Origin of the sequence: Cupriavidus sp. MP-37, assembly GCF_020618415.1 — a bacterium.
Classification (GTDB): Bacteria; Pseudomonadota; Gammaproteobacteria; order Burkholderiales; family Burkholderiaceae; genus Cupriavidus.
This window is the reverse complement of record NZ_CP085344.1, coordinates 1,397,287-1,414,673: the sequence shown is the minus strand read 5'-3', so window position 1 is coordinate 1,414,673 and position 17,387 is coordinate 1,397,287. Positions and strand designations below refer to the sequence as shown.

The following is a 17,387-nucleotide window of genomic DNA, read 5'->3' as shown; positions in this document are numbered from 1 at the left end:
GGCGAAGCCGCGCCCCGGTTAGAGTATGCAGTTGCAGTGCGCTGCCGGCCTCGGACCGCGGTCAACCACCGCGGCAGCGCATCGGGGTCCCGAGTCAGGTCCGAGCCAAATGCCATCGCATCATTCTTCGATCGGAGTACGGCAATGCCCCACAACCTCAAGAACACGCTAAAAGAATTCAGCATCGGCCCTTCCGGCAAGGGCCAGTTTTATTCCCTGCCCCAGCTGGGCGAGGCGCTCGGCCTGGACATCGGCCGCCTGCCGGTGTCGATCCGCGTGGTGCTGGAATCGGTGCTGCGCAACTGCGACGGCAAGAAGGTCACCGAGGAACACGTGCGGCAGCTGGCCAACTGGAAGCCCAATGCCGAGCGCGTCGACGAGATCCCGTTCGTGGTGGCGCGCGTGGTGCTGCAGGATTTCACCGGGGTGCCGCTGCTGGCCGACCTGGCGGCGATGCGCAACGTCGCCGAAAAGATGGGCAAGAACCCCAAGCAGATCGAGCCGCTGGTGCCGGTGGACCTGGTGGTCGACCACTCGGTGCAGGTCGACCACTTCCGCGAAAAGAAGGCGCTGGACCTGAACATGCAGCTGGAATTCCAGCGCAACAACGAGCGCTACCAGTTCATGAAGTGGGGCATGCAGGCGTTCGACACCTTCGGCGTGGTGCAGCCGGGCTTCGGCATCGTGCACCAGGTCAACCTGGAATACCTGGCGCGCGGCGTGCACAAGAAGGACGGCGTCTACTACCCTGACACGCTGGTCGGCACCGATTCGCACACCACCATGATCAACGGCATCGGCGTGGTCGGCTGGGGCGTCGGCGGCATCGAGGCCGAAGCCGGCATGCTGGGCCAGCCGGTGTACTTCCTGACGCCGGACGTGGTCGGCGTCGAACTCAAGGGCCGCCTGCGCGAAGGCGTCACCGCCACCGACCTGGTGCTGACCATCACCGAGATGCTGCGCAAGGAGAAGGTGGTCGGCAAGTTCGTCGAATTCTTCGGCGAAGGCACCGCCAGCCTGGCCCTGCCCGACCGCGCCACCATCGGCAACATGGCACCCGAATACGGCGCCACCATGGGCTTCTTCCCGGTCGACGAGAAGACCATCGAGTACTTCCAGGGCACCGGCCGCACCGACGAGGAAATCGCCGCCTTCGAAGGCTATTTCCGCGCGCAGAACATGTTCGGCATCCCCAGGGCCGGAGAGATCGACTACAGCAAGGTGGTGACGCTGGACCTGGGCACGGTGGCGCCGTCGCTGGCGGGGCCGAAGCGCCCGCAGGACCGCATCGAGATCGGCAACGTCAAGAGCACCTTTGCCTCGCTGTTCAGCAAGCCGGTGGCCGAGAACGGCTTCAACAAGGATCCCGCCGAGCTGGAGCGCAGCTACCGCACCGCCGACGGCATCGAAGTGCGCAACGGCGACGTGCTGATCGCCGCCATCACCTCGTGCACCAACACCTCCAATCCCAGCGTGCTGCTGGGCGCCGGCCTGCTGGCCAAGAAGGCGGTCGAAGCCGGCCTGAGCGTGGCGCCGCACATCAAGACCTCGCTGGCGCCGGGCAGCCGCGTCGTCACCGAATACCTGAAGGCCGCGGGCCTGCTCCCTTACCTGGAAAAGCTGGGCTTCGGCGTGACCGCCTACGGCTGCACCACCTGCATCGGCAATGCCGGCGACCTGACGCCAGAGCTGAACGAGGCCATCACCAGCAACGACCTGGTCGCCGCCGCGGTGCTGTCGGGCAACCGCAATTTCGAAGCCCGCATCCACCCGAACATCCGCGCCAACTTCCTGGCGTCGCCGCCGCTGGTGGTGGCCTACGCTATCGCCGGCAATGTCACGCGCGACCTGATGACCGAGCCGGTCGGCAAGGGCAAGGACGGCCGCGACATCTGGCTGGGCGACATCTGGCCGAGCTCGGAGGAGATCCACGCGCTGATGAAGTACGCGATGGACGCCAAGACCTTCAAGGGCAACTACGAGCAGGTCAAGAAGCCGAGCAAGCTGTGGGCCGCGATCCAGGGCACCAAGGGCCAGGTCTACGACTGGCCGCGCTCCACCTATATCGCCGAGCCGCCGTTCTTCCAGGATTTCAGCATGGAGCCGTCGGCGGCCTCGGCCAGCGTGCGCGGCGCGCGCGCGCTGGGCATCTTCGGCGATTCGGTGACGACCGACCACATCTCGCCGGCCGGTTCGATCAAGGACACCTCGCCGGCGGGCAAGTACCTGCTGTCGCACGGCGTGCTCAAGGCCGACTTCAACAGCTACGGCTCGCGCCGCGGCAACCATGAGGTGATGATGCGCGGCACCTTCGCCAATGTGCGCATCAAGAACCTGATGATCCCGCCGACCGCTGACGGCGCGCGCGTGGAGGGCGGCATCACCATCCACCAGCCCTCCGGCGAGCAGATGTCGATCTATGACGCGGCGATGAAGTATGTCGCCGAGGGCACGCCCACGGTGGTGTTCGGCGGCGAAGAGTACGGCACCGGCTCGTCGCGCGACTGGGCCGCCAAGGGCACGCAGCTGCTGGGCGTGAAGGCTGTGATCGCGCGCAGCTTCGAGCGCATCCACCGCTCCAACCTGGTCGGCATGGGCGTGCTGCCGCTGCAGTTCAAGGGCGCCGACAGCGCCCAGACGCTCGGCATCACCGGCAACGAGACCTTCGACATCGAAGGCATCGAGGGTGAACTGAAGCCGCAGCAGGACGTGGTGCTGGTGATCAAGCGCGCCAACGGCGACGTGCAGCGCGTGCCGGTGCTGCTGCGCATCGATACGCCGATCGAGGTCGACTACTACAACCACGGCGGCATCCTGCCGTTCGTGCTGCGCCAGCTGCTGGCCGCCTGAGCGCTATCCGCGTTATCCGCACTATCCGCGCCATGACGCCGCCTGCCCTGCCCCTTCCGGGGCGTGGCAAGGCGGCGTTTTTCATTGGCCCTTGCGGCCCGGGCATCACCTGAAGCGCCCACCCGGCGCGTGTAAGTTCCACGCAAGCCATGGCTGTCAAACTGTGGCGCACAACAACGGTCGAATGACCGGAAGCCGGACCCCGGCATCACCCAGAACCAGGAGACACCATGGTCAAGATCCTCATCGCATTCATCGTGGTCGCCGGCGCGGCCCTCTACCTGCTGACCAAGGGCGGCAGCGACGTGTCCATGTCCGGCGAGTCGCACAGTGTCGAAAGCCACGCGCCCGCGGCCCCTGCAGCGTCCGCTCCGGCCGAGAAATAAAGCGCGGCGGGACGTAGCGTTCACACCGGCCGCACGCATATAGCGGTCTCCCTGTCAACGCAACGAGTAGAATACCGTTTTACGCAAAAAACGGACGGTTTCTTTCTATGGCAGGTTTTCGCCCCAAGGCTTCCCCGCGACTCTCTCCCGACGCCGAGCGTCTGGTGGCCGATGCGCTCGCCCTCGACGCATCGGGCAGCCGCATGGAGGACGGATACTGGGAGCGGCGGCTTTCGCAGCGCCTTGGCCGCCTGCTGAAGAACGGTAGCCAGACCGCGCTCGACGCGGCGCTGGAGCATCTGTTCAAGCACAATGCCGATGCCTCCGACGTGCTCGCCGAGCAGGCCGAGACGCTGGCCGAATCCGCCTCGATCGAGGTCGACGGCCAGCACTATGACGCGCTGCTGATCGCCGCGCCGATCCTCGCGCACACCCGCTACGCCATCCCGTCCGGCGCGCTCAAGCCGGAACTGGCGCAGACGCTGGCCGTGCACCTGCAGGCACACGTGCTGGCCAACGGCACCAAGGTCTCGCTGTCGCCCTACCTGTACAGCATCGACCAGCTGCCGCGCACGCACAGCGACACCTTCGCGCTGACGCACAAGCTGGCCGCGGCGGCACTGGCCGGCACGGTGCCCAAGGTCGACCTGCGCGACCTGCCCGAGACCGCGCCGATCCTGGCCGACCCGCGCTACCTGCTGGCCGTGGTGGTGGCGCCGCGCGAACAGGCGCTGTTCCGCTGGCAGGAAGACGCCAAGGATCACCACGCCGAACGCTCGACCTGCCTGGAACAATGGCGCAGCCAGGTGCAACCGTCGGTGGCGCTGCTGCTGCCGGGCTGCGAGTTCGAGCTGCTGCTGCCGGACGCGTTCTTCCTGTCCTGCCGCGAGTCCGACAAGAGCATCCGCCCGCTGACCGTGCGCGCCGCCGTCAACTACCTGTGCGGCACGCTGGACATCTCCGCGGGGCAGCTGGCCGCGGTGGTGGCCGCCTTCGGCGAAGAGGTGGTCGAGGAATACCGCGTCGGCTTCACCATGCGCGGCGAGAAGGATGTGATCTACGGCATTGTCTGGCCGGTCTACGGCCGCGAAGCCGGCGAGGTCGATGCCGACGAAAAGGGCAACCCGCTCGAGCAGATCTGCGAGGAGCTGCGCAATGCCGGCGTCGAAGACATCTTCCGCCACGCCGCGCTGTTCGATCCGGAATACTGCGAAGACTGCGGCACGCCGCTGTACGCCGACCGCAATGGCGAGATCGTCCACGCCGAACTGCCCGAAGACGCGCCCACGCAGCAGCCGCTGTTCCACTGACGCGCACTGACGCGCACCGGCGCACCAGACGGCGAAACGGCCCGCACTGCGGGCCGTTTTCATTTGGGCGTTCAGCCGGGCCGGCGCTCGCTGACGCAGCGCCACAAGCCGTGGCCGGAGGCCGCGTACTTGCGCTCGAACGGCGTCATCGGCTGCGCCGGCGCCCATGCCTCGACCCGCGCCGGCCGTCCCACCAGTTCCAGCGCCTGCGCGAACTCGTCGATATAGATGCGCCAGTTGCTGCGGCACTCGAGGTAATCGCCGCACGCCGCCAGCGCCGGGAACACCGCATGCCCCTGCCAGCGCCGCCCCAGGTGGCCGATCTTCGGCCACGGGTTCGGGTACAGCACGTAGTGGCGCGCCACCGGCACCGCATCCGCCTGCAGCATCCGCCAGACATCGACCAGGTCGGCGCGGGCCCAGCAGAAATTGCCCGGCATCGGCGCCTCGCCCCACCAGTCCTTGCCGGCGGCCAGGCGCTTTTCGGACTGGTCGACGCCGATGACGAAATGGTCGGGGAACTGCGTCGCCAGGCGCAGCGTGCTTTCGCCCACGCCGCAGCCGGCATCGAGGATCAGCGGCGCGCTGCCGGCCTGCTGCCAGCGCTGCAGCGCCGCGCCGAGCTCGCGCCGGCTGGGCTCGCCGATGGGCTTGCGGAACGGCTCGGCCAGGTGGCGCGCGACGCGCGCGGCCAGGTGTTCATGAACCTCGGACTGCGCCGAGACGATGGTGCGGGAATTGGCGAACATGGACGCCATTTTACCGGGCAGCCCTGGCGGGAAGGCTGCAACCATGCCACTTTAGCGGCACAATGCGGGACAAACCCGCCTGAGAACCTGTCCGCGGCCCGCGGACCCGTACGAGGAGCCTGCCCGATGACCACCCTCCACGCCTTGCCGCCGCAGCGTCCGCCGCGCCGCCCGGCCCACCCCGCGCGCCGCGCGGTGCTCCGTGCCGCCGCGGCGCTGGGATTCGGCAGCGCCGCGTTCGCTGGCTTTGCGCTGCTGCCGGCCGGCGCCGCGCAGGCCGAAGACCTGCGCATTGGCCTGGCGGCCGACGTCACGTCGATGGATCCGCACTGGAACAATGCCGGCCCCAACAACGCCATCGCCCTGCATGTGTTCGAATCGCTGGTGTTCATGGACAAGAACGCCCGCTACATCCCCGGCCTGGCGCTGTCGTGGAAGCCGGTCAACGCCATCACCTGGGAGATCAAGCTGCGTCCCAACGTGAAGTGGCACGATGGCTCGCCCTTTACCAGCGACGACGTCAAGGCGTCGCTGGAGCGCCCGGAGAAGCTGGTCAACAGCCCGGGCTCGTTCACCAGCTACACCAAGCCGATCGCCCGCATCGACACGCCCGACCCGCTCACCGTGCGCCTGACCATGAGCGTGCCCAACTACGCCAACCTGGCCAACGACCTGAACAGCGTGCCGATCATGCCGAAGAAGATCGCCGCCACGCTGACCCAGACCGATTTCGATTCGGGCAAGGCCATGATCGGCACCGGCCCGTTCAAGTTCGTGCGCTTTGCGCGCGGCCAGGAAATCGTGATGGCGCGCAATCCCGACTACTGGGGCCCGAAACCCGAGTGGGACCGCGCGGTGTTCCGCATCATTACCGACAATGGCGCGCGCAGCGCCGCACTGCTGGCGGGCGATGTCGACGTGATCGAGAGCGTGCCGTCGGCCGACGTCGCCAAGCTCAGGCAGAACCCGAAATTCAAGATCGAGCAGCAGGTCTCGTGGCGCACCATCTTCTGGCAGATGGACCAGTCGCGCGACAACCCGCCCTTCGTCACCGACAAGGCCGGCAAGCCGCTGGGCAAGAACCCGTTCAAGGATGCGCGCGTGCGCGCCGCTGTCAGCAAGGCGCTGAACCGCGACGCCATCGTCAGCCGCATCATGGAAGGGCTGGCGGTGCCGGCGTCGTCGATCGTGTCGCCGCAGATCTTCGGGCATCCCGGCACCAAACCCGAGGCCTATGACCCGGAAGGCGCAAAGAAGCTGCTGGCCGCGGCCGGCTACCCCGACGGTTTCGGCCTGACGCTGCACGCCACCAACAACCGCTACCTGAACGACGCCGCGGTGGCCCAGGCCACCGCCAGCATGCTGACCCGCATCGGCATCCAGACCAGGGTCGAAACCATGCCGGTGGCGGCCTACTTCACGCGCGCGCGCCAGGGCGAATTTGCCTTCCAGATGCTGGGCTGGGGCTCGGCCGCCGCCGACGTGGCGCTGCGCTCGATCACCGGCACGCCCAACCCGAAGACCGGCTACGGCACCTGGAACTGGGGCAAGTACAGCAACCCGCAACTGGACCAGCTGATCGAGAAGTCGCTGACCACGGTCAGCAGCGACAAGGCGCGTGAGGAAAATGCCCGCACCGCGGCAAAGTTTGCGCTGGCCGACCACGCGATCATTCCGTCGCACAGCCAGCTGGCGATGTGGGCGATGAAGAAGGGGCTGAAGTACGAGGCGCGCACCGACGAGTGGTCGCTGGCGCAGTTCTTCCACAAGGAGTGAGGGTATCGCCGCTGCGGTCTTTCTCCCCTCTCCCGCTTGCGGGAGAGGGGCGGGGGTGAGGGCGGGCGTTTGAACGGGCGTGGTGCTGGAAAAAACCGGAGGCTTCGCTCGATGTGGTACCTCGCTAGACCACCCCTCACCCCGGCCCTCTCCCCATGAGGGGAGAGGGAGAACACCGTGCCTGGGCGAGTTCGGGCGGCTTGGGCACACCCAACACCGCTCTCCCCTTTTTGCGCTTTCGCTTAGATCCTCAACCGCTCTTCCTGCCGCGCATTCGCCGCGCGTAGCTTCTTCACCCAGTCGCGCGCCGGCAGCCCGGTGGTGTCCTCGACCACGTCGGCGCGCGCTTCCAGCACGTCCCAAGACACATCGATCTCCGGCCCGTTGAAGGCCAGCGCGATGATGTTGCCGTCATGCACTTCCGGGAACACCAGCACGCGGTTGTCGAAGGCATCGCAGATGCGCTCGATGTTCTTCGGAAAGCTGTCGTGGTCGCCGAACAGGTTGATCGTCATCACGCCGGGCGCCTTCAGCGTGCGGCGGCAGGCGCGGTAGAACGCGGTGGTGTCCAGCACCGGGCCGCGCGCGGTAGCGTCGTACAGGTCCACCTGCAGCACGTCGATGGCGCCGGCGTGGGCGCCGTCCATGACGTAGTCCCAGGCATCCTGCTCGCGCACGGTCAGGCGCGCGTCGTCCTCGCGCAGGCCGAACATGCTGCGCCCGGCGACGATCACGGCGGGATTCAGCTCCACCGCGGTCACGCGCGCGCGGTGGAACTGGCGATGGCAGAACTTGGTCAGCGCCGCGGCGCCCAGGCCCAGCTGGACCACATGGAATTCATCGACCGACGGCGACAGGAACAGCAGCCAGGCCATCATCTGCTGCGCGTATTCCAGCTCGATCGCATCCGGCTTGCGCAGCCGCATCGCCCCTTGCACCCACTCGGTGCCGAAGTGCAGGTAGCGCACCCCTTCCATTTCCGAGAACGTCACCGGCGCAAAGCGCGGCGTCATGCGTTTTTCTGCGCGGGGCGGCGCCTCGCCACGAGTACGGGTGCCGCGGGCCGGACGGCGCGAGGCCACGGCTTCAATCGATTTGCGTTTCAGTAGGGTCATGTCGTCGAGGAAGGCGTTCATCCCGCGCGGACTGAAGCGGCGGGAATGCACGCGGATTTACTTGCCCAGCGCTGCCTGCGCCCGCTGCAGCCATGCGCGGTTGTGGTCGCGGGCGTGGCGCGGCCAGTGGCGGGCGTCGTGGATGATATCGGCATAGAGCTGTTGCGCGCGCTCGCGGTCGGCGGCGTCGGGCTGGGCCGCCAGCCAGTCGGCGAACAGGCAGCGCGGCGCGGCGTCGCTGGCGCTGGTCAGCGCCTGCTCGAAGGCGGCGCGCGTGCCGGCCGCGCCGGTCGCGGCCAGGGCTTGCGCGTACAGCAGCGCCGGCTTCGGCTGCTGGCGCGCGTGCGGACTGGCCGCGAACAGTTTCTCCAGCGTCGCCACCGCGCCGGGCGCATCGCCGGTGGCGAACTGCGCCTGCGCCAGGCCCTGCAGCAGCGCGGGATCGGTCGCGAACGGGCCGTTGGCCGCCGCCTGGTAGTGCTGCAGCGCCTCGGCCGGCTCGCCGGCGGCCAGCAGCGCCGCGCCCAGGCGCATGCGATGCGCCACCGTCGGGGCCCGGTCGAAATCCGTGCGGGCCTCGCGCACCGCCCGGTTGGGGTCGACCAGCTGCGAGATCGCGCGCGTTGCCGCGCGCGCCCCGCGCGACTGGCGCAGTTCGGGCAGGTAGATCGCAAAGAAATAGACCACGCTGCCCAGGCCAGGGAACAGGAACAGGATCAGCAGCCAGTACATGTTCTGGTGCGTGCGCACCGCGTGCACGGCAAAGAACAGTGCGACGAGGATATGGATGCTGATGCCGAAAATACGCATAGGGAGATCACCTTTGGAACCATGGCGGGCGCGCCAGCCGCCGGCATTGTGACAGAAAGGCGCGGCGGCGGTCCCGGCAGGATAGTCCGGGGCCGACCTCAGGATGCCAGAAGCCATCGGCAGCGGCAAAAATGCGGCCCCGGCAGCGCCGGTCTTGCAACCGGGCCCGCCGGGGCCCTGTATCCTGCCGCGCGCAGGGGCGCTAGCGATAGACCAGCACCGGGATCTTGCTGTGCGTCAGCACCTTCAGCGTCTCGCTGCCGATCAGCATGCCCTGGATGCCGCGCCGCCCGTGCGACGCCATCACGATCAGGTCGCAGCCCTTGTCCTCGGCGGTCTTGATGATGGCTTCGTAGGGATGGTCGTTGACGGCGTAGGCGGTGTCGCACGGCACGCCCGCCGCGCTGGCTTCCTCGGCGCGCTCGCGCAGGTACTGCGTGGCGCCCGCCGCCGCCTCCTTGACGTAGGTTTCGCGGGTGTCCTCCAGCATCTCGACCTGGTAAGTCAGCACGTGGTAGTTCGGACAGACGCGCACCGCGGTGGTTCGCGCCCCCATGTCCCGCGCCAGCACGAGCGCCTTGCGGAACGCCGATTCAGACAGGTCGGAGCCATCGACCGCCAGCAGGAGATGCTTGAACATGATTGCCTCCTTGCCTGCATATTGCCGGCTCAGGCAACTCACTTCCGGTGCATTCACGCCATGCGTCCGAAAGTGCGAGCCCGCAAGGCGCACAAGGAGCGGCCGATACTCCCGGTTTGGAATCATGGGCCGGCCCGATTTCAGTATAGGTGCGCGATGGCCCACGACAATCCGGAAGGCGTCACTTCCGGGCAGGCTGATTCCCTACACGCAAGGCCGGCGGCAAGCCCCTCAGGCCAGCAGCTCGCGCCACAACACCAGCTTCTGCTCGAAGCTGCGCGCGGCATGCGCCGGGCTGGACGACGGCAGCACCACGGTCTCGTAGCCCTGCGCCGCAAACTGCGGCGCAAAGCGGCCGGAGGTGCCGCCATTGAAGCCGATGCGCCGCAGCGCCGGCGCCAGTGCGCGCAGGCGCGTGAAATCGTTGGCCTGCGGATAGCGGATATTGCTGTCGAGGCTGCCTTCGCGCTGGCACGCGCCCAGCACGTCCCACACGCCGATGCGATGCGCCAGCAGCCGCACCAGCCGTTCGGCATAGGGCAACTGCGGCAGCGGTTCGCCGGTCAGCGCGCCCAGCAGCGGCCAGAACTGGTTGCGCGGATGGGCGTAATACTGGCGCGCGGCGAGCGACGCGGCACCGGGAAAGCTGCCGAGTACCAGCACGCGGGTGTGGGCGTCGATGACGGGCGGCAGGCCCTGGTGGAGATCCGGTTGAGGGGGGATGGTTTCGGGCATGGCAAGAACGCAGGGTCCCGGTTGCTGACCAAGGCGGAACGACGCGTGTTGCAGGCCGCCGGTTTGCGAGAACGTTTGCGCTTGCCACGAACTCCGGCAAACGCTCCCCTCTCCCGCGAAGTGGGAGAGGGGTGGGGGTGAGGGCCGGAGCGTCAACGAAGTCCGGCCGTCGGTATGCCAGCGCCTGCCCTCACCCCCGGCCCCTCTCCCGCAAGCGGGAGAGGGGAGCACACCTTCGCGTTGGCTCAGGCCAGCAGCTTGTTCACGCGCTGTACGTAGGCGGCCGGGTCTTCCAGCATGCCGCCTTCGGCCAGCAGCGCCTGGTCGAACAGCACCTGCAGGCGGTCGCTGAAGGCCTCGCCTGATTCCTCGCCTTGCAGGTCGCGCAGCTTCCTGACCAGCGCGTGTTCCGGGTTCAGTTCCAGGATCGGCTGCGCGTCCGGCGCCTTCTGGCCGGCCTGCTTGAGCAGGCGCTGCAGGTAGCCGCTCATGTCGCCTTCGTCCGAGACCAGGCACGATGCCGACTCGGTCAGGCGCAGCGTCACGCGCACGTCCTTGGCCTTGCCGGCCAGCACGGCCTTGGCGCGCTCGACCACGTCCTTCCAGTCGGCCTCGGCCTTTTCCTGCTCAGCCTTCTCGGCCTCGTCGGCCAGCTTGCCCAGGTCGAGGTCGCCGCGCGCCACCGAGACCAGTTCCTTGCCGTCGAACTCGCGCAGGAACGACAGCATCCATTCGTCGACGCGGTCGGTCAGCAGCAGCACTTCGATGCCCTTCTTGCGGAACACTTCCAGGTGCGGGCTGTTCTTGGCCGCGGACCAGGTGTCGGCCGTGACGTAGTAGATCTTGTCCTGCCCTTCCTTCATGCGGCCGACATAGGCGGCCAGCGCCACGTTCTGTTCGGCGGTGTCGTTGTGCGTCGAGGCAAAGCGCAGCAGCTTGGCCACGCGCTCCTGGTTGGCCTGGTCCTCGCCCACGCCCTCTTTGAGCGCCTGGCCGAATTGCTGCCAGAAGGTGGCGTACTTGGCGCGCTCGGCTTCGTCCTCGCTGTCGGCCAGCGTTTCCAGCATCGACAGCACGCGCTTGGTGCAGCCCTCGCGGATCGCCTTCACGTCACGGCTTTCCTGCAGCAGCTCGCGCGACACGTTCAGCGGCAGGTCGGCGGAATCGACCACGCCCTTGACCCAGCGCAGGTAGCCCGGCAGCAGCTGCTCGGCGTCGTCCATGATGAAGACGCGCTTCACGTACAGCTTGAGCCCGGCCTTGTGGTTGCGGTCCCACAGGTCGAACGGCGCGCGCGCCGGGATGTACAGCAGCTGGGTGTATTCGCTGCGGCCCTCGACCCGGTTGTGGGTCCACGCCAGCGGCGCCTCGTTGTCGTGCGCGATGTGCTGGTAGAACGCGGTGTACTGCTCGTCGGTGATGTCGGACTTGGCGCGGGTCCACAGCGCGCTGGCCTGGTTCACGCTCTCCCACTCGTCGGTGCGCTTGTAGCTGCTGGCTTCGGCGTCCCACACTTCCTTGGGCATGCGGATCGGCAGCGAGATGTGGTCCGAATACTTCTGGATGATGCCCTTCAGCCGCCACGCGGAGAGGAAATCGTCCTCGCCCTCGCGCAGGTGCAGCGTGATGGTGGTGCCGCGCTCGGCGCGCGCAATGGCGTCGACGGTGAACTCGCCGTCGCCGGTGCTTTCCCAGCGCACCGCTTCCTCGGCGCCCAGGCCGGCGCGGCGCGTTTCCACGGTGACCTTGTCGGCGACGATAAAGGCCGAATAGAAGCCCACGCCGAACTGGCCGATCAGCGCGGCGTCCTTCTGCTGGTCGCCGGACAGCTGCTGGAAGAACTCCTTCGTGCCCGAGCGCGCGATGGTGCCGAGGTTGCGGATGGCCTCGTCGCGGCTCATGCCGATGCCGTTGTCGGTGATCTTCAGCGTGCGCGCTTGGGCATCGGCCTCGATGCGGATGGCCAGGTCGGCGTCGTTCTCGAGCAGGGACGGATTCGCGATCGCCTCGAAGCGCAGCTTGTCAGTGGCGTCCGAAGCATTCGAGACCAGCTCGCGCAGGAAGATTTCCTTGTTGCTGTACAGCGAGTGGATCATCAGGTGCAGCAGCTGCTTCACTTCCGCCTGGAAGCTCATCGTCTCGTGCGGTGCGGTCATGGTTCTCCTCTTGAAAACAGGCGAATCTGGATGGGTTGGGTGGCCGCCGGGGCCGTGCCGGCAAAAATAGGGACGCCCGGGCCATTTTCAAGACCCGGGGGCGCGCCGGTTGCCCCGCTACAGCCGTTCAAGCTGCTGCGCCAGGAAGCGCAGCATGTCGGGGTCGCCACTGCTGGCGACGTTGAAGCGCATCCAGCCGGACGGCATCTGCGACGGCGAAAACAGGCTGCCCGGGGCGAACAGGTAGCCTTCCTCATGGCCGGCGGTGGTGATGGCGTTGGAATCGCGGCCGGAGTCGGCCCACAGGTACATGCCGGCGTGCTGGCCGGGGAACAGGCGCAGGCCCAGCCGTTCCAGCGCGCGCCGGGTGTCGTCGCGGGCCCGGTCGAGCCGGGTGCGCACGCGCTCGACATGCTTGCGGTAATGCCCTTCGGTCAGCACCTTGTACAGCACCCGCTCGTTGATCTCCGGCGTGGCCAGCCCGGCCAGCAGCTTGCTGTCGGTCAGCGCCGCGGCCGTTTCCGGGTGCGCGGCGACAAAGCCGACGCGCAGGTTGGCCGCCAGCGTCTTGGAGAAGCTGCCCAGGTAGATCACCCGGCGCAGCTGGTCCAGGCTGGCCAGCCGGGTGGCGGCGTGGCCGGGCGGGCACAGGTCGCAGTAGATGTCGTCCTCGACGATCAGGAAGTCGTACTGCTCGGCCAGGCGCAGCAGCTGGAAGGCCTTGGCTGCCGACAGCGAGGTGCCGGTCGGGTTGTGCAGCACCGAGTTGATCACGAACAGCCTGGGGCGGCGCGCCTGCACGATGCGCTCCAGCGCCTCCAGGTCCGGCCCTTCGCCGGTGTAGGGCACGCCGATCACCTGCGCGCCCTGCGCGGCAAAGCGGCCGAACATCACGAACCAGGCCGGGTCGCCCACCAGCACCGCGTCGCCGGGTTGCAGGTAAAGCCGCGCGATCAGGTCGAGCGCCTGGGTGATGCCCGAGGTCAGCACGATCTGCTCGGCGCCGGCGCGGATCTCCAGTTCTTCCAGCCGGGTGCGCAGCTGCTGGCGCAGCGGCAGGAAGCCCTGCGGCGTGCCGCTGGCGAGGAAATGGTTGCCGGGCTGGCGCCCGAGCCCGCGCAGCGCGCTGGCGATCAGCTCGCCGTCGAGCCAGTCGTTGGGCAGGAAGCCCAGCCCCGGCGCCTTGTGCGCCTCGGCGGTATGGAACATGCTGCGCAGCAGCCAGGTCACGTCGATCTTGCGCGCCGCCGCGGCGTCGTGGGAGACCGATGCTGCCGATGCTGCCGGCGCGGCCGGGGCCCGTTCGCGCACGTAGAAGCCCGAGCCGCGGCGCGATTCCAGGTAGCCCAGCGCCACCAGCCGCTCGTACGCCTCGACCACGGTAAAGCGCGAGATGCCCTTCTCCTGCGCCAGCTGCCGGATCGACGGCATGCGCATGCCGGCGCGGAACACGCGCTCGTCGATGCGCATGCGCGCCCATTCGGTCAGCTGCTCGACCAGCGTCATCTGTGCCGACGGGATCGGGTCGGGCAGCCGCGCCGTGGACGGCAGCACCAGCTGCAGCGCGCGCGCCGGTGCGGCAGGCGCCTGGCCTCGGCTATCCTTCTGGCGGGCCGTGGCGGCGCTGTCTCCGCCGGCGCCGCCCTTGCTGGTATGGGCATCCATGTGCTGCTCCTGCAACTGTACTGAAGACGATCCGCTCAACTGTACCGGTACTGTACCGAGTACCTTGTCTACCATCAAGCCAAGATGAAGCTAGCCCTCGATCACCTCGTGGTTGCCGCCCCTGACCTCGATACCGGCACCGACTACATTGCCGGCGTGCTGGGCATTGCGCCCCAGGGCGGCGGCGCGCATGCGGCCATGGGCACGCACAACCGCGTGCTAGGCCTGTTCGGCGGCATCTACCTGGAAGTGATCGCCGTCGATCCGGCCGCCGCCGCGCCGGCACGGCCGCGCTGGTTCGGCCTGGACACCGCAGCAGTCCAGCAGCGCCTGCGCGATGGCCCGTTCCTGCTGCACTGGGCCGCGCGCGTGGAACGGCCCGCCGACCTGAGCCGCTGGCAGGCCCAGTATCCCGAGCGCATCGCCCCCGTCATCCCCATGAGCCGCGACCGCCTGCACTGGCGCATCACCGTACCGGCCGACGGCAGCCTGCCGGCCTGGCCCGGCGAAGCGGGCAGCGCCGGCGACGGCGCGCTGCCCAGCCTGATCCAGTGGGACGTGGCCCCCGCCCCCGGCGCCAGCCTGCCGCGGCAGGACCTGGCGCTGCGCCGGTTGTGCGCGCGCCATCCGCGCGCCGAGCTGCTGCGCCAGGGGCTGGCCTGGCTGGGCGCCGACCACCTGATCGCGGTGGAACAGGGCGACGGCCCGCCTGAACTGATTGCCGAGATCGAAACGGCGCAGGGCATCCGCACCCTGCGCTAGCCATTCTTAGAACAAAGCCAAGGAGCCCCCGATGTCCGCCACCCGCAAGCGTTTCGACGCAGACCCGTATCCCGGCCACTGCAGCGCCACCGTCGTGGCCGCCAGCGCCGAAGGGATCGGGCTCGACCAGACCGTGCGCATCGGCGCGGTGGCGGTGACCAGGATCGAAAAGAAGAGCCGCGCCAACCGGCGCATGGCGGTGGCGTTCGCATGACCGCTTCCGCACTGCTCACCGGCTTGCTCACCGGCCTTAGCGCGGCGCAGTTCGCGGCGCTGCTGACGCTGCTCACGGTCGGCCTGTTCACGCCCGGGCCCAACACCACCATCGCCGCGGTGACCGGGGCCAACTTCGGCCTGCGCGCGACGCTGCCGCACTGCGTCGGCGTCGCCTTCGGCTTTGCCAGCATCCTGGCGCTGTGCGCGCTGGGCGTGGGCGCGCTGGTGCTGGGGCAGCCGGCGCTGGCCGCCGCGGTGCACGCGGCCGGCGTCGCCTACCTGCTGTGGCTGGCGTGGAAGATCGCGCGCAGCACCGCGCTGGCCGAAAAGCAGGTGCTGCGCCCGCTCAGCGTGTGGCAGTCGGCGGCGCTGCAGTACGCCAACATCAAGGCGTGGATGCTGGCGCTGGCGGTGGCGGCGTCTTACATGGCGGGCGCGTCCTCGCCGGTGCAGCGCATGCTGCTGGTGTGCGGCGTGTTCGGCGTGCTCGGCTTTGTCAGCAACGGCGTCTATGGCGCGGTGGGCGCGTCGCTGCGGCAGTGGCTGCAGCACGGGCAGCGCGTGCGCTGGTTCAACCGCGCCATGGGCGCGGCGCTGGCGCTGACGGCGCTGTGGATTGCGCTCGGGGCCCGTCCCGGCGTGCCCGCGGTTGCCTGACCACGCAACCGACACTCCCGACAACACAGAGGCCAACCATGCCCGCCAGCCGCCCCGCTCCGCAAACTCCCTTGTCATCGACGACACCTGCGGCTGCTGCCGCGCCCGCCTCCGGCGGCATGCTGCTGGGCCTGATTGGCGTGGCGATCTTCAGCCAGACGCTGCCGTTCACGCGCATGGCGGTGGCGGAACTGGACCCGGTCTTCGTCGCGCTGGCGCGGGCCGTGCTGGCCGCGCTGCTGGCGCTGGCACTGCTGGCCTGGCGCGGCGCGCTGCGCGCCGGTCGGCGCCCGCGCGGCGGTCAATGGGCGCGGCTGGCGGTGACCGCGCTGGGGGTGGTGGCGGGCTTCCCGCTCTTTTCCTCGCTGGCCATGCGCGAGGTGCCGGCCAGCCACGGCGCCATCGTGATCGGCCTGCTGCCATTGGCGACGGCCGTATTCGCCGCGTGGTTCGGGCGCGAGCGGCCATCGCCGGCGTTCTGGCTGTCGGCGGTGGCCGGCAGCGCGCTGGTGGTCGGCTTTGCCGTGTGGCAGGGGGCCGGCGGCCTGCAGCATGCCGACTGGTTCCTGTTCGGCGCGGTGCTGCTGGGCGCGCTCGGCTATGCCGAGGGCGGCAAGCTGTCGCGCGAGCTGGGCGGACTCGAAACCATCAGCTGGGCGCTGGTGGTCTCGCTGCCGGTGCTGGTGCCGGTGGTGGCCTGGCTGACGCTGCGCGACCTGCCGGCGATTGCGGCCGCATCGCCGCGGGCCTGGGGCGGCATGGCCTATGTTTCGGTGTTCTCGATGTTCGTGGGCTTCCTTTTCTGGTACGCCGGCCTGGCAAAAGGCGGCGTGGCCCGCGTCGGCCAGATACAATTGCTGCAGCCGTTCCTGACACTGGCGGGCGGCGCGCTGATCCTGTCCGAGCCGCTCGACGCTGCCACCATCGCCTTCGCGGTGGCGGTGATTGCCGTCGTGGCCCTGGGCCGCCGCGCCGCCGTGCAGCAAACCGCACCTGCCCCGGAACCCCCACCGATCCTTCCCGGACGCATTCACTGACTGGAGCCTACATGTCCCAAACCTCGGTCTACGACACCCTTGCCCGCCTCGGCATCGAACTGCCTGCCGTCAGCGCCCCCGCCGCCGCCTACGTGATGGCCGCGCAGACCGGCAACACCGTGTTCCTGTCGGGCCATATCGCGCGCAAGGACGGCAAGGTATGGACCGGCAAGCTGGGCCAGGACATCGACACCGACACCGGCAAGGCCGCCGCCCGCGCCGTCGCCATCGACCTGCTGGCGACGCTGCACGCGCATGTCGGCGACCTGAACCGCGTCACCCGCATCGTCAAGGTGATGAGCCTGGTCAATTCGACCACCGACTTCACCGAGCAGCACCTGGTCACCAACGGCGCCTCCGAGCTGCTGGCCGAAGTCTTCGGCGACAAGGGCAAGCACGCGCGCAGCGCGTTTGGCGTGGCGCAGGTGCCGCTGGGCGCCTGCGTCGAGATCGAGCTGATCGCCGAAGTGCAGGGCTGAATCCATATCGTTGACTGAGCGGCCGGCCGTTGCCGTGGCCGCTC

16 protein-coding genes are annotated in these 17,387 nt (G+C 68.6%); 9 read left to right on the top strand and 7 right to left on the bottom strand.

The window, feature by feature from the left end:
* The first annotated feature begins 144 nt into the window (after positions 1 to 144).
* The 3 genes from acnA to LIN44_RS06615 all read left to right on the top strand — a co-directional run bounded on the left by acnA (position 145) and on the right by LIN44_RS06615 (position 4,546).
* Positions 145 to 2,850: an aconitate hydratase AcnA gene (acnA, locus tag LIN44_RS06625; RefSeq protein WP_227314045.1), complete on the top strand. Its 2,706-nt coding sequence runs from the start codon at positions 145 to 147 to the stop codon at positions 2,848 to 2,850.
* A 230-nt stretch (positions 2,851 to 3,080) separates the two neighbouring features.
* A complete protein-coding gene (locus LIN44_RS06620) occupies positions 3,081 to 3,236 on the top strand; it encodes a hypothetical protein (protein WP_174080395.1) in 156 nt (51 codons plus the stop codon).
* Between the two features lie 107 nt (positions 3,237 to 3,343).
* Positions 3,344 to 4,546 carry a DUF2863 family protein gene (locus LIN44_RS06615; protein WP_227314044.1) on the top strand — a complete coding sequence of 401 codons (1,203 nt, stop codon included), beginning with the start codon at positions 3,344 to 3,346 and terminating at the stop codon, positions 4,544 to 4,546.
* Positions 4,547 to 4,617: 71 nt separating this feature from the next.
* Here LIN44_RS06615 and LIN44_RS06610 read toward each other — a convergent pair whose 3' ends face one another.
* Positions 4,618 to 5,304 (bottom strand): tRNA (guanosine(46)-N(7))-methyltransferase TrmB, encoded by a 687-nt coding sequence (locus LIN44_RS06610; RefSeq protein ID WP_227314351.1) that lies wholly within the window; start codon positions 5,302 to 5,304, stop codon positions 4,618 to 4,620.
* 117 nt (positions 5,305 to 5,421) lie between these two features.
* Between LIN44_RS06610 and LIN44_RS06605 the strand changes: the two genes are divergently transcribed.
* On the top strand, positions 5,422 to 7,071 hold the full coding sequence (locus LIN44_RS06605; RefSeq protein WP_227314043.1) for an ABC transporter substrate-binding protein: 1,650 nt from the start codon (positions 5,422 to 5,424) through the stop codon (positions 7,069 to 7,071).
* Positions 7,072 to 7,313: 242 nt separating this feature from the next.
* Here the strand turns inward: LIN44_RS06605 and LIN44_RS06600 are convergent, their stop codons facing one another.
* The 6 genes from LIN44_RS06600 to LIN44_RS06575 all read right to left on the bottom strand — a co-directional run bounded on the left by LIN44_RS06600 (position 7,314) and on the right by LIN44_RS06575 (position 14,192).
* Positions 7,314 to 8,186, bottom strand: coding sequence for a spermidine synthase (locus tag LIN44_RS06600; RefSeq protein ID WP_227314350.1), 873 nt, complete (start codon positions 8,184 to 8,186; stop codon positions 7,314 to 7,316).
* 57 nt (positions 8,187 to 8,243) lie between these two features.
* Positions 8,244 to 8,996 carry a tetratricopeptide repeat protein gene (locus LIN44_RS06595; RefSeq protein WP_227314042.1) on the bottom strand — a complete coding sequence of 251 codons (753 nt, stop codon included), beginning with the start codon at positions 8,994 to 8,996 and terminating at the stop codon, positions 8,244 to 8,246.
* 202 nt (positions 8,997 to 9,198) lie between these two features.
* Positions 9,199 to 9,636: a universal stress protein gene (locus LIN44_RS06590; protein ID WP_227314041.1), complete on the bottom strand. Its 438-nt coding sequence runs from the start codon at positions 9,634 to 9,636 to the stop codon at positions 9,199 to 9,201.
* Between the two features lie 231 nt (positions 9,637 to 9,867).
* Positions 9,868 to 10,371, bottom strand: a complete 504-nt coding sequence (locus LIN44_RS06585) for a DNA-deoxyinosine glycosylase (protein ID WP_227314040.1) — start codon at positions 10,369 to 10,371, stop codon at positions 9,868 to 9,870.
* 245 nt (positions 10,372 to 10,616) lie between these two features.
* Positions 10,617 to 12,527: a molecular chaperone HtpG gene (htpG, locus tag LIN44_RS06580; protein WP_227314039.1), complete on the bottom strand. Its 1,911-nt coding sequence runs from the start codon at positions 12,525 to 12,527 to the stop codon at positions 10,617 to 10,619.
* Positions 12,528 to 12,644: 117 nt separating this feature from the next.
* The gene (locus LIN44_RS06575) at positions 12,645 to 14,192 is read right to left on the bottom strand and encodes a PLP-dependent aminotransferase family protein (protein WP_227314038.1); all 1,548 of its coding nucleotides are present in this window, start codon (positions 14,190 to 14,192) and stop codon (positions 12,645 to 12,647) included.
* 84 nt (positions 14,193 to 14,276) lie between these two features.
* Between LIN44_RS06575 and LIN44_RS06570 the strand changes: the two genes are divergently transcribed.
* The 5 genes from LIN44_RS06570 to LIN44_RS06550 all read left to right on the top strand — a co-directional run bounded on the left by LIN44_RS06570 (position 14,277) and on the right by LIN44_RS06550 (position 17,343).
* Entirely contained in the window at positions 14,277 to 14,954 is a 678-nt protein-coding gene (locus tag LIN44_RS06570) for a VOC family protein (RefSeq protein ID WP_227314037.1), read from the top strand.
* A 31-nt stretch (positions 14,955 to 14,985) separates the two neighbouring features.
* A complete protein-coding gene (locus LIN44_RS27625; RefSeq protein WP_370641624.1) occupies positions 14,986 to 15,168 on the top strand; it encodes a hypothetical protein in 183 nt (60 codons plus the stop codon).
* Positions 15,165 to 15,827, top strand: a complete 663-nt coding sequence (locus tag LIN44_RS06560) for a LysE family translocator (protein WP_227314036.1) — start codon at positions 15,165 to 15,167, stop codon at positions 15,825 to 15,827. Before LIN44_RS27625 ends, LIN44_RS06560 begins: the two co-directional genes overlap by 4 nt.
* A 119-nt stretch (positions 15,828 to 15,946) precedes the next feature.
* Positions 15,947 to 16,864: a DMT family transporter gene (locus tag LIN44_RS06555; RefSeq protein WP_227314349.1), complete on the top strand. Its 918-nt coding sequence runs from the start codon at positions 15,947 to 15,949 to the stop codon at positions 16,862 to 16,864.
* 11 nt (positions 16,865 to 16,875) lie between these two features.
* Entirely contained in the window at positions 16,876 to 17,343 is a 468-nt protein-coding gene (locus LIN44_RS06550; RefSeq protein WP_012353394.1) for a RidA family protein, read from the top strand.
* Positions 17,344 to 17,387 lie beyond the last annotated feature (44 nt).